A 12,251-nucleotide genomic window follows, 5' to 3' on the forward strand; every position below is an offset into this window, starting at 1 on the left:
CGTGATTACGGCGTGAGCTTCAGCGTCAGCGCGGAGATTTCGTCGGCGCCCTTGGCATCCGCGGTCGTCGGCGCCTGCGGCGGCCATTGGAACGGCACCCGCAGCACTTCGCGGCCGCCGACTTCGCGCGCCGCCTCGACCACTAGCTGATAGCTGCCGGGCGGCAGCTCGCCGAGCGGCTTGGCGCTGGCGTCAAACACGATCTGGTGGGTGCCGGGGCCGCGCGTCGGGCTCGACAGTCCGTCGGCCGGCAGCGTCAATTCGCGGCCGACGCGGCGCCACCATTGCCGGATGTCCTTCAGATATTTGTTGCCCTCGTGGTCTTTCTGCTTGGCGTCGTACCACACCGCCAGCGTGGTCGCCTTGCTGCCGTCGGCGTTCTCGACCCAGAATGCGACGTAAGGCTTGTGATACTCGCTGACGCTGAGCCGCGGGATCTCGATGCTGATACTGGCTTCGCCGGCGAGCGCGCTGCCGGCGGCCAGGGTGGTCAGCGCGGCGGTGATCAGGAAACGCATCAAAGAACCTCAGCGGTGAATGAACAGGACGACGACGAACAGCGGAATCACGAAGCCGAGCCCGACCACCGGCCAGGTCGCCGGGCGTTTGCCGGCGTGCAGTTGCAGCAGCAAGAGCCCGGTGATGCAGAAGATCATCGCTGCGGCGGCGAACAGGTCGAGGAACCAGCTCCACGACGCGCCGGTGTGGCGCCCCTTGTGCAGGTCGTTGAGATAGGCAATCCAGCCGCGATCGGTGATTTCATAAGACACCGCGCCGCTGTCGCGCTCGATGCTGAGCCAGGCGTCGCCGCCGGGCCGCGGCAGCGCCACGTAGACGTCCTTCGCCGACCATTCGGTGTCGCGCGCGGCGACGCTGACGCCCATCTCACGCCGCAACCAGGCGTCGATCTCCGACGGCAGCGGCGCTTTCGCCACCGCTGGTTGCGACTTCAAACTTTCGAGCAAGGGCTGCGGCAATTGGCCGTCGCGCATCACCACGCTGGGTTTGGATTCGATCTGGCCGGCGTGGTTCAGTGTGATGCCGGTCAAGGCGAACAGCAGCATGCCGATCAGGCACAGCCCCGAACTGATCCAGTGCCATTGATAGAGCTGCTTGAGCAAGAACGCGCGGCGCTTCTTGTGATCCGCAATGCGTCGCCCGTCGCTCATCGACCGATCCGTGATGTCCAAACAAGCTTCCGCACATGGCCATTGTCACAGATGGAAACATCCGAGCGGTAGTCAGCGGCCGCTGCGGTGTTGTAACCGCATCGCCCGGGGTTTTGCTACAGCTGCAATTTAGGTTCGCTCTAAACTTCGCCAGGCGGAGGCGGGACACGGCGTGTTTTCCCTCGCCCCGCTTGCGGGGAGAGGGTGGCTCGAATGCGCGTAGCGCGTTCGAGTCGGGTGAGGGGGCGCCACGTTATGCCGAGGCGCCCCCTCACCCGACCCGGCTTCGCTGACGCTTCGCCGGGTTCACCTCTCCCCGCAAGCGGGGAGAGGTGAAGCGGTGCCGTTAGCTCGCGTTGATTGATAATCGCGGCTTACGGAGTGATGCTTGTTCGTCGATCGCTTCGGCTGTCGAGAGCCGATAACGAGGCTGCCTCGCGGCGTTCTCCCGACCAGCCGCCCTGTTACTTGCTGCCCGCACCCCGGCGGGCGATCGCGGCCTCGATCGCCAGCATCAATTTCTGATTGATGTCGTTCATGCCGTCGAGGAAGGCTTCGGCGGGAAGCTGGCCGTCGACCAGCGTGGCCTCGTCGACCTCCTCCTCGACCGAATCGCTCTTCAGCGCGGCCGGGTCGGGGTGGGTGTTGATGAGCTGCACGACGATGTTGAACAGCGCCTTGAGCTGGCCGTCGATGAATTCGAGCTTCTGGTCGGTCATTGCCAAAGCTTTCGCGGATCGTAGCGGACGAGAGGAATGTGCGCGGCAAATTAGATGTGCCGACCGATCCGTGCAAGGCATCCGCGCAATCCCAAGGCCACGAAGCATGAGACGCGACGCCGCAGCAACTATGCGAAGCTCTCGCAACAGCGTCGACGCGAGCGGTTATCCGGCGAGAAATTTGTAGGCGGCGATCAGCGCCACCATGCCGGCGAAGATCAGCAGCGCGGGGATCGGCCGCTTGGCCGCAGCCGGCCCCGCGGGTTTGGCGGGCTTGTCCGGTTTGCGCGGCTTTTGAAATTTGACGACGTTGTCGTCGGTCGGCGACTTCGACAGCGGGCGCGGCTCCGGCTCGGGCGCGGTGCCGGTGCCGCCCATCTCTTTATAATACGTCAGATAGATCTCGCTGACCGCGACGGTCTTCGACTTGGCTTCGCTCATCTCGCCGAACCGCGCGCGATAGCGGGAGAGGAATTCCTGGGCGTTGGCCGGCAGATCCTCGAAGCTGCCGAGCTTCGCCATCATCAGCCAGGTGGCGAAATCCGCCTCGGCTTTGGCGCGCGCCTTCTTGGCGATACTGGCGTTGGTCTTGGCCATGGGGGTCCGTTTGTTCAAACGATTATCGTCACGCGGCCGCAGCGGGTGATCATAGGTCAGCCGGGGTGAAGCCGTTTTATGACCCCTTGCCGCGCCGCGCCACAACAACAGCATCCGTCTGTTAATATAGCACTGGCGCCTGCGCAAATGTTGAGCAGATGCCTCGGGACTGCCGACGCGATTCGCGGGAGCCGCGCGGCGGGGCGGGGAAATCGGTTTCATTTCAATGGTTGCCACCATGGCACGGCTCCTGCATTATGCAGGCGGAGTTGGTTGCTAGGGTTCCGGCCTTGCCATTGTGCAGGGTGCTGGTCCGAGAGCGGCCGCTTGCGGGGGAGACATCCTCGCAGGACACGGCGGGACAAAAGCCCGGGAGACCTCGTTGGCCAAGGGATTGGCGAAGCGATGGTCTATCGCCATTCCCTTTTTGTATTTTTTACAAGAGGGATCGCAATGAACAGACTCCGCTCCATTCTCCGAACCAGGTCGATGCTGCGCAATCTGGCGCTGGCCGCCGTGATGCTCGGTGTCGCCGTGTCGAGTGCCGACGCCGCGCCGAAGAAGGACTTCAAGGTCGCCTGGTCGATCTATGTCGGCTGGATGCCGTGGGGCTATGCCGCCGACACCGGCATCGTCAAGAAATGGGCCGACAAATACGGCATCACCATCGAGGTCAAGCAGTTCAACGACTACGTCGAATCGATCAACCAATACACCGCCGGCTCCTATGACGCGGTGACCATCACCAACATGGACGCGCTGTCGATCCCCGCCGCCGGCGGCGTCGACACTACTGCCGTGGTGATGGGCGACTTCTCCAATGGCAACGACGCGGTGATCCTGAAGGGCAAATCGGATCTCGCCGCGATCAAGGGCCAGAAGGTCAACCTGGTCGAGTTCTCGGTGTCGCATTATCTCTTGGCGCGCGCGCTTGAGACCAAGAAGCTCGCCGAGAAGGACATCAAGGTCGTCAACACCTCCGACGCCGATCTCGCCGCCGCCTACAAGACCCCCGAGGTCACCGCGGTGGTGACCTGGAATCCGATCGTCGCCGAAATCCTCACCGCGCCCGACGCCAAGAAGGTGTTCGATTCCTCGCAAATTCCCGGCGAGATCATGGACCTGATGGTCGCCAACACCCAAGTGGTGAAGGACAATCCGGACTTCGCCAAGGCGCTGGTCGGGATCTGGTACGAGACCATCGCCAAGATGCAGGCGGGCGGCGCCGACGGCAAGGCGGCCAAGGAAGCGATGGCGAAAGCCTCCGGCACCGATCTCGCCGGCTTCGACAGCCAGCTCGCCTCGACCAAGCTGTTCGACAAGCCGGCCGACGCCGAAGCCTTCACCAAGAGCGCCACCGTCGGCAAGACCATGGACCGGGTGCGCAAGTTCCTGTTCGAGAAGGAACTGCTCGGCAAGGGTGCGAAGTCGGCCGACGCGGTCGGCATCGAGCTCGGCGACAAGACCGTGCTCGGCGACAAGGCCAATGTGAAGCTGCGCTTCGACGCCAGCTACATGGACCTCGCCGCCAAGGGCAAGCTGTAAGCCGATGCGAACGGCAACGGCCAATCTCCGGCACGGCGCAACCTCTCCCCGCTCTGCGCGGGGAGAGGTCGACCGGCGAAGCGTAAGCGAAGCCGGGCGGGTGAGGGGCCTGGCACGGCGCTTGTCGCAAGCTGCGGTGCGCGCGGGGCGGCCGCAGCCCCTCACCCCAACCCTCTCCCCGCAAGAGCGGGGCGAGGGAGCGCGCTGCGGTCGGAGCGAGGTCGCTTCCCATCATCCGTCTGAAACAAATATTCGTTTCGTTGAATCGAATAGCACAATCAACGTTTCTCTTTTCCGAAGCTGAAACCCATGCGCCTGATCAACCTCAGACCCAGTCGGCAACTGGCCATCTACATGGCCGCGCTGCCGTTCGTGCTGGTGGCGATCGGCTATGTGCTGGGCTCCGAGGCCCGGCTCGCGGAAAACCCCAACGACAAATTGCTGCCTGCGCTGTCGACGATGGCGCAGGCGGTGAAGCAGATGGCGTTCCAGCTCGACGCCCGCACCGGCAGCTATCTGATGCTCTCGGATACAATCGCGAGCCTCGGTCGGCTGCTGTCGGCGCTGGCGATCTCCACTGCGGCCGCGCTGGTGTTCGGCATCGTCATCGGGCTGTTGCCAGCGGCGAACGCGATGCTCGGCTCGTTCGTTTCGGTCACCTCGATGGTGCCGCCGTTGGCGCTATTGCCGATCCTGTTCATCGTGATGGGGCTCGGCGAAAATTCCAAGATCGCGCTGATCGTGATCGGCACGCTACCGGGAATGATCCGCGATCTGTCGATGCGCGTGCTGGAGCTGCCGCGCGAGCAATTGATCAAGGCGCAGACGCTCGGCGCCTCGAGCTGGCAGATCGCGTTGCGCGTGGTGCTGCCGCAGATCCTGCCGCGGCTGATCGATTCGCTGCGGCTGCAACTCGGCCCGGCCTGGCTGTTCCTGATTGCCGCCGAAGCGATCGCCTCGGATTCCGGGCTCGGCTATCGGATCTTCCTGGTGCGGCGCTATCTGGCGATGGACATCATCATTCCCTACGTGATCTGGATCACGCTGTTGGCCTTCCTGATGGATTTCGCGCTGCGGCTGCTGCAGCGCAAGGCGTTCCCCTGGTTCGCGTCGGTGAGGGCGGAATGAGCGCGATCCGCTTCGACGACGTCTGGAAGGAATACGGCGACCACATCGTGCTGGAGCGCATCACGCTCGAGGTGGCGCCGCGCGCCTTCCTCGCATTGGTGGGGCCGAGCGGCTGCGGCAAGACCACGTTTCTGCGCATGCTGCTCGGCGAGGAGCGCCCGACCCGCGGCCAGATCCTGATCGACGGGGTGCCGTTGCAGCCGGAACCCGACGCCGACCGCGGCGTGGTGTTTCAACGCTATTCGGTGTTTCCGCATCTCACCGTGTTGCAGAACGTGCTGCTCGGCCGGGAATTGCAACATTCGAAATTCTTGGGCCGGCTGTTCGGCGCCGCCAAGAAGGCGGCCACCGACGAGGCGATGGCACTGCTCGCCGAAGTCGGCCTCAAGGGCCATGAGGACAAATATCCCTCCGCGCTGTCCGGCGGCATGCAGCAGCGCCTGGCGCTGGCGCAGGCGGTGATGCGCGGGCCGAAAATTCTGCTGCTCGACGAGCCGTTCGGCGCGCTCGATCCCGGCATCCGCGCCGACATCCACGTGTTGATGAAGCGGCTGTGGAACGAGACCGAACTCACCGTGGTGATGGTGACCCACGATCTCAGCGAAGCGTTTCGGCTCGCCACCCGCGTCATCGCTTTTGAGCGCAACCGCGATCGCCCGGAGGAGCGCGAGCGCTACGGCGCCACGATCTCGCGCGATCTCGAAATCTATCCGCGGCGTACCGCGCAGCTGCGCGCGGTCGCCCCCATTCGCTCCGGCCGGGACGACCCGGCCGAACAAGGAGCATGAGCCGGGACGGCCCGGCGCATTGTCTTTCAGAAAGGGCAATCCATGATCCTCACCGCGGAGCAACAGGCCGACGTCGCCGCCAATCGGCAGCGCTACGACCAACACAAGGCACTCGGCCAGCAGCAGGCGCCGAAGGCGCTGCCGCCGCCGACGCCGCGCGACGGCGCGCCGATTGCGCCGGCTTCCATCATCCACCACGAGACCGTGCCGGGCGGCTGGTACTTCGTCACCAAGCTCAACCGCGGCGAGGCGCTGCGCATCGTCAACTCGACCGGCCGTTCCTGCGTCAGCCTGCTGGCCTGGAACGCAGCTGATACAAGCGAGCGGCTGAACCACGCCGACACCATCAAGGTGCAATGGGCGTCGTCGTTGCGCAAAGGCCGGGTGATCCTCTCCGACATGGGCCGCGCGCTGCTCAGCATCATTGAAGACAGCAGCGGCGCGCATGATACGCTGGCCGGCTGCTCCAATGCCGCCACCAATGCCGCGCGCTATGGCGACGGCTTCCGCAACAGCCGCGACAATTTCCTGCTCGCCGCCGGCAAGCTCGGGCTGTCGCGCCGCGACGTGCACCCTTGCGTGGCGTGGTTCGCCCCGGTCAGCGTCGATGCCGACGGCCGCTTCGAATGGCACGGCGAACGCCGCACCGCCGGCGACTTCGTCGATCTGCGTGCCGAGATGGATCTGCTGCTGGCGCTGTCGAACTGTCCGCATCCGCTCGATCCGTCACCCGCTTACGCGCCCGGCGACGTCGAACTCATCCGCTACCAGGCGCCGCTCATTGCAGCCGACGATCTGTGTCGCAGCGCCAGCCTTGAAGCCAAGCGCGCGTTTGAGAACAACGCCACCTGGCTCAACTCCAACGTGGCGGGGTGAATGTCATGACCGATTCGATTCCCGCTTCCGCGAAGATCGTGCTCCAGACCGCCATTGCCGCGCGGGTGCCGTGGTCGGCGATCATCCGCAAGGGCCAGCGGCTGCGCATCATCGACAGCCACGGCCAGCAGGCCGTCGACACGCTGTTCTACGCTGCCGATGATTACCAGGAGCGCTATAGCGGCCAGGATACGCTGCGCGCGCAGGGCTCCGCCTATGTCTCGACCGGCACCGCACTGATGTCGAGCGAAGGCCGGGTGATGCTGCGCGTCACCGCCGATAGTTGCGGCCTGCACGACACCTCCGCCGGCGCCTGCTCCTGCGAGAGCAACACCGTGCGGTTCGGCCACGGGACCAAGTATCTGCACGCCTGCCGCGAGAATTTTCTGATCGAGGCCGGCAAATACGGCCTCACCAAGCGCGACATCGTGCCGAACCTGAACTTCTTCATGAACGTGCCGATCGATCCCTCAGGCAATTTCACCGTGGTCGACGGCGTCTCCAAGCCCGGCGACTATGTCGAGATGGTCGCGGAGATCGACGTGCTGTGCCTGATCTCCAACTGCCCGCAGATCAACAACCCCTGCAACGGCTTCTTCCCGACGCCGATCGAAGTGGTGATTTACGAGGCGGGAGAGGGCTGACGCATGTTCGACAAGGTCCTGATTGCCAACCGCGGCGAAATCGCCTCGCGGATCGGCAAAACGTTGCGCCGCATGGGCATCGCCTCGGTCGCCGTCTATTCCGACGCCGACCGCTTCACCCGCGCGGTGCTCGACGCCGATGAGGCGATGCGGGTTGGCCCTGCGCCTGCGGCGGAAAGCTATCTCAACATCGATGCGATCATCAAAGCGTGCCGTGAGACGGGCGCGCAGGCGGTGCATCCCGGCTATGGTTTTCTTTCCGAAAACCGCGGCTTTGCCGAACGCCTCGCGGAGCACGGCATCGTCTTCATCGGGCCAAGGCCCGAACACCTCGACGCCTTCGGCTTGAAACACAAGGCCCGCGAGTTGGCGCAGCAAAGCAACGTGCCGCTGCTGCCCGGCTCCGGATTACTTGAGACCATCGACGAGGCGATGCACGAAGCCGAGCGCATCGGCTTTCCGCTGATGCTGAAAAGCACCGCCGGCGGTGGCGGCATCGGCATGCAGCTTTGCCACGACGCCGACACGCTGCGCGAGCGCTTTGCCGCCGTGCAGCGCACCGCCAAGGCGAGCTTCGGCGACGCCCGGGTTTATCTGGAGCGCTTCGTCGCTGAGGCGCGCCACATCGAGGTGCAGATCTTCGGCGACGGCGCAGGCAAAGTGATCGCGCTCGGCGAACGCGATTGCTCGCTGCAGCGGCGCAACCAGAAAGTAATCGAGGAAACCCCGGCGCCGGGGCTCAGCGACGACTTGCGGGCGCGGCTGCATCGCGCCGCGGTGGCGCTGGGCGAGAGCGTCGCCTATCTTTCCGCCGGCACCGTGGAGTTCATCTACGACGTGGCGCGAAAAGATTTCTACTTTCTCGAAGTCAACACCCGGCTGCAGGTCGAGCATCCGGTCACCGAAGCGGTGTTCGGCGTCGATCTGGTGGAGTGGATGGTGCGGCAGGCCGCCGGCGACAGCCCGCTTGCGAGCTACACGCCGAGGCCGCCGCAGGGTGCGGCGATCGAGGTGCGGCTCTATGCGGAAAATCCCAATGCCGGGTTTCGCCCCAGCGCCGGCCGGCTGACGCATGTGGAATTTCCCGATAGCGTGCGGGTCGACGGCTGGATCGAGACCGGCGTCGAGGTGACGCCGTTCTACGATCCGATGCTGGCCAAACTGATCGTGCACGCCGACAGCCGCGATCAGGCGATCAATCAACTATGCGACGCGCTGGCGGAGTCGCGCGTCGCCGGCATCGAGACCAATCTGGATTATCTGCGCGCCATCGCCGGCTCCGAGCTGTTTCGCTCCGGCCGCGTCGCCACCAATGTGTTGGCGAGCTTTGCGTTCTCACCCAGAACCATCGACGTGCTGGCGCCCGGCGCGCAGTCCGGCCTGCAGGAATTGCCGGGGCGGCTGCATCTGTGGCACGTCGGCGTGCCGCCGTCGGGGCCGATGGACGATCGCTCATTCCGGCTTGCTAATATCATTGTCGGCAATCCCGACGTCACCGCCGCGCTCGAACTCACCGTCAACGGCCCGACGCTGCGTTTCAACACCGACGCGGTGATTGGACTTGCCGGCGCGCATATGATCGCCAAGCTCGATGGCCTGGAGATCGCGCATCACGCGCCGGTCGCAGTGAAAGCCGGGCAAACGCTGGCGATCGGCAAAATCGAGGGCGCCGGCCAGCGCTGCTATCTGGCGGTGCGCGGCGGCTTCGACGCGCCGCAGATGTTTGGCTCACGCGCGGTGTTTTTGCTCGGCGCATTCGGCGGCCACGCCACCGGCGCACTGAAGGCCGGCGACGTGCTGCATATCGCTGCGCCGAGCGAGACACTTCCGGCGCCGCGCGCGGCGACGGCCGACGAAATCCCGCCGCTGACCCGCGCTTGGCAGATCGGCGTGATCTACGGCCCGCACGGCGCGCCGGATTTCTTCCGCGACGACGACATCGCGACGTTGTTCTCGAGCTACTACGAGGTGCATTTCAATTCGGCGCGCACCGGCGTCCGGCTGATCGGGCCGAAGCCGCAATGGGCGCGCGCCGATGGCGGCGAGGCGGGCTTGCATCCCTCCAACATCCACGACAACGCCTATGCGGTCGGCTCGCTGGATTTCACCGGCGACATGCCGATCATCCTCGGGCCCGATGGTCCAAGTCTCGGCGGCTTCGTCTGCCCGGCGGTGGTGGCGCGCGACGAACTCTGGAAGACCGGCCAGCTGAAGCCCGGCGACATGGTTCGCTTCGTGCCGCAGAAGCGCGACGATGATCCGATCGCGGGGCCGACGGTGGTCGCCGCGCCGCGCGATCTCGGCTCCGCGATCGTGGCGCGGCGCGACGATGGGCCGATCGCGGTGGTGTATCGCCGCGCCGGTGACGACAATCTGTTGGTCGAATACGGCCCGATGGAATTGGACATCGCGCTGCGGTTGCGGGTGCAGCTGTTGGCCGACGCGGTCGCCGCGGCGCAATTGCCGGGGCTGATCGATCTGACGCCGGGCATTCGCTCGCTGCAGATTCACTACGACAGCGCCACGCTGTCGCGCCGCAAGCTGCTCGACGCGCTGGCCGCGATCGAGCGCGAACTGCCCGCGGTCGACGCCATGCGCGTGCCGAGCCGCATCGTGCATCTGCCGCTGTCGTGGAACGATCCGCAGGCAGTGCTGGCGATGCGCAAGTATCAAGAGCTGGTGCGGCCGGATGCGCCGTGGTGTCCGTCCAACATCGAGTTCATCCGCCGCATCAACGGGCTCGAGGATGAGGCCGCGGTGCGGCGCATCGTGTTCGACGCGAGCTATCTGGTGCTCGGCCTCGGCGACGTCTATCTCGGCGCGCCGGTGGCGACCCCGGTCGATCCGCGGCATCGGCTGGTGACGACGAAGTACAACCCGGCGCGGACCTGGACGCCGGAAAACGCCGTCGGCATCGGCGGCGCCTATATGTGCATCTACGGCATGGAAGGGCCGGGCGGCTATCAGCTGTTCGGCCGCACCATCCAGATGTGGAATTCCTGGCGCACCACGCCGGAATTCACGCCCGGGCACCCGTGGCTGCTGCGGTTCTTCGATCAGATCAAATTCTTTCCGGTCAGTGCCGAGGAACTGCTGGAGGCGCGCGAGGCGTTTCCGCACGGCCAATATCCGCTGCGCATCGAGGACACGGTGTTTTCCTATGCGGACTATGCGCAGGGGCTTTCGCGCGACCACGACAGCATCGCGGCGTTCAAACAGCGCCAGCAGGCGGCGTTCGAGGCCGAGCGGCAGCGCTGGAAGGAATTGCGGCTCGACGCGGTGCAGGATGATGAGTCGGCCGGTGCAGAGGCCGCGCCTGACGACATCCCTGATGGGCAGACCGGGGTGTTCTCCGAAGTGCCGGGCAATGTCTGGAAGATTTTGGTCGACGAAGGCGAGACGGTCGCAGCCGGTGACACGCTGGCGATCATCGAATCGATGAAGATGGAGATCAGCGTGCCGGCGCCGGTCGCCGGACGGCTGGCCTCGATCCGCATCAAACCGGGGCAGACGCTGCGCGCCGGAGATGTGGTGGCGGTGATTGCGGTGGGGTGAGAGGCGGCTCTCACAACGCCGTCCCGCTGTCGCGAGTTGTTCGGCAGCGCTTCACAAGGAGGAGGCTGTCATTCCGGGGCATGAGCGGCGTGAGCCGCGAGTGAACCCGGAATCCAGTACTCACCGCCCTGGAATACTGGATTCCGGGTTCGCTCGGGCTTGCGCCCTCGTGCCCCGGAATGACGGCTTTCTTTGGCGAAGCACTTCGCGCCATGGGAGACAGCACCGTCGACGACAGCCCAATGGAGGACAGCCCATGGAGCCTAATTGTCCCAAATCGCAGCGCCGCGAGTGCCGCGCCTCACCCCGCCGCGGCCACCGCGCGTTGCGCCATCACCTTGATCAGGTTGGCGCGATAGTCCGAGGTGCCGTGGATGTCGGCCATCAGCCCTTCCTCGGAGATCGTGATGCCTTCGAGCGCCGCAGCCGACCAGTTCGCCGCCAGCGCCTGTTCGATCACCGGCACCCGCATCACGCCGTCCTGCGAGGCGCCGGTGGCGGTGACGCGGATTTCGCCGGACTTCAGCTTGGCGACGAACACCGCGGTCAGCGCGAAGCGCGAGGCGGGGTTGCGCATCTTGGCGTAGCCGGCCTTCTCGGGGATCGGGAACGCGATCGCGGTGATGATCTCGTCGTTCTCCAGCGCGGTGGTGAACAGCCCCTGGAAGAACGCGTCGGCAGGAATCTCGCGCCTGTTGGTCTTCACCGTGGCGTTCAGCGCCAGCACCGCGGCCGGATAGTCCGCGGTCGGATCGTTGGTGGCGACCGAGCCGCCGATGGTGCCGCGATAGCGCACCGCCGGATCGCCGAGCACCGAGGTGAGATGCGCGATCGCCGGGATCGTGCGTTTAACGTCGGCGCTGCTGAGGATGTCGAAATAGGTGGTGGCGGCCTTGATAGTCAGCGTCTCGCTGGACGCCTCGATGCCGATCAGCGTCGGAATCCGCGCGATGTCGATGACGTCCGAGGGTGCGGCGAGCCGCTGCTTCATCACCGGCAGTAGCGTGTGGCCGCCGGCGAGATATTTGGCGTCAGAGCCCTTGGCGAACAGCGCCACCGCTTCGTCGACCGTGGCCGGGCGGTGATAGGTGGTGGAATACATTGCGATCTCCCTCAGAGAAGAAATGAATTTGGGGCCATGGTGTCCCGGGCAAGCTGCAGCGCTCTTGGCGCGGCGCCGCCGACCCGGGACCGTCCCAGATGCCGCGTTTCGTAACGGCCCCGGCTCTG

Annotated in this window: 11 protein-coding genes and 1 riboswitch; of the genes, 6 read left to right on the top strand and 5 right to left on the bottom strand. The window is 65.3% G+C overall.

The annotated features are described in order from the left end of the window. Window positions 1-5: 5 nt before the first annotated feature. The 4 genes from HNR60_RS21380 to HNR60_RS21395 all read right to left on the bottom strand — a co-directional run bounded on the left by HNR60_RS21380 (window position 6) and on the right by HNR60_RS21395 (window position 2,485). Window positions 6-518: a DUF2271 domain-containing protein gene (locus tag HNR60_RS21380; RefSeq protein WP_184261898.1), complete on the bottom strand. Its 513-nt coding sequence runs from the start codon at window positions 516-518 to the stop codon at window positions 6-8. Window positions 519-527: 9 nt separating this feature from the next. Beyond that, window positions 528-1,169 (bottom strand): PepSY-associated TM helix domain-containing protein, encoded by a 642-nt coding sequence (locus tag HNR60_RS21385; protein WP_184261900.1) that lies wholly within the window; start codon window positions 1,167-1,169, stop codon window positions 528-530. Between the two features lie 464 nt (window positions 1,170-1,633). Continuing rightward, window positions 1,634-1,888 (bottom strand): hypothetical protein, encoded by a 255-nt coding sequence (locus tag HNR60_RS21390; RefSeq protein ID WP_184261902.1) that lies wholly within the window; start codon window positions 1,886-1,888, stop codon window positions 1,634-1,636. A gap of 165 nt (window positions 1,889-2,053) precedes the next feature. Then, window positions 2,054-2,485 (bottom strand): hypothetical protein, encoded by a 432-nt coding sequence (locus HNR60_RS21395; RefSeq protein ID WP_184261904.1) that lies wholly within the window; start codon window positions 2,483-2,485, stop codon window positions 2,054-2,056. 265 nt (window positions 2,486-2,750) lie between these two features. Continuing rightward, window positions 2,751-2,863: riboswitch (guanidine-I (ykkC/yxkD leader) on the top strand. Between the two features lie 111 nt (window positions 2,864-2,974). On the opposite strand from HNR60_RS21395, the gene HNR60_RS21400 reads away from it, so the two are divergent. The 6 genes from HNR60_RS21400 (at window position 2,975) to uca (ending at window position 11,021) form a co-directional block, all read left to right on the top strand. Then, the gene (locus HNR60_RS21400) at window positions 2,975-4,030 is read left to right on the top strand and encodes a putative urea ABC transporter substrate-binding protein (protein WP_430695020.1); all 1,056 of its coding nucleotides are present in this window, start codon (window positions 2,975-2,977) and stop codon (window positions 4,028-4,030) included. 309 nt (window positions 4,031-4,339) lie between these two features. Next, the gene (locus HNR60_RS21405) at window positions 4,340-5,158 is read left to right on the top strand and encodes an ABC transporter permease (protein WP_184261908.1); all 819 of its coding nucleotides are present in this window, start codon (window positions 4,340-4,342) and stop codon (window positions 5,156-5,158) included. Further along, entirely contained in the window at window positions 5,155-5,946 is a 792-nt protein-coding gene (locus HNR60_RS21410) for an ABC transporter ATP-binding protein (RefSeq protein WP_184261910.1), read from the top strand. The genes HNR60_RS21405 and HNR60_RS21410 overlap by 4 nt, the downstream gene beginning before the upstream one ends. A gap of 42 nt (window positions 5,947-5,988) precedes the next feature. Beyond that, window positions 5,989-6,822 (top strand): urea amidolyase associated protein UAAP1, encoded by an 834-nt coding sequence (locus tag HNR60_RS21415; protein ID WP_184261912.1) that lies wholly within the window; start codon window positions 5,989-5,991, stop codon window positions 6,820-6,822. Window positions 6,823-6,827: 5 nt separating this feature from the next. Then, entirely contained in the window at window positions 6,828-7,466 is a 639-nt protein-coding gene (locus HNR60_RS21420; RefSeq protein ID WP_184261914.1) for an urea amidolyase associated protein UAAP2, read from the top strand. Between the two features lie 3 nt (window positions 7,467-7,469). Next, window positions 7,470-11,021, top strand: coding sequence for an urea carboxylase (gene uca, locus HNR60_RS21425; RefSeq protein ID WP_184261917.1), 3,552 nt, complete (start codon window positions 7,470-7,472; stop codon window positions 11,019-11,021). 301 nt (window positions 11,022-11,322) lie between these two features. Here uca and HNR60_RS21430 read toward each other — a convergent pair whose 3' ends face one another. Beyond that, the gene (locus HNR60_RS21430; RefSeq protein ID WP_184261919.1) at window positions 11,323-12,123 is read right to left on the bottom strand and encodes an FAD binding domain-containing protein; all 801 of its coding nucleotides are present in this window, start codon (window positions 12,121-12,123) and stop codon (window positions 11,323-11,325) included. Between the last annotated feature and the right edge of the window lie 128 nt (window positions 12,124-12,251).

The organism is Rhodopseudomonas rhenobacensis (assembly GCF_014203125.1).
In the GTDB taxonomy this organism is placed as follows: domain Bacteria; phylum Pseudomonadota; class Alphaproteobacteria; order Rhizobiales; family Xanthobacteraceae; genus Rhodopseudomonas_A; species Rhodopseudomonas_A rhenobacensis.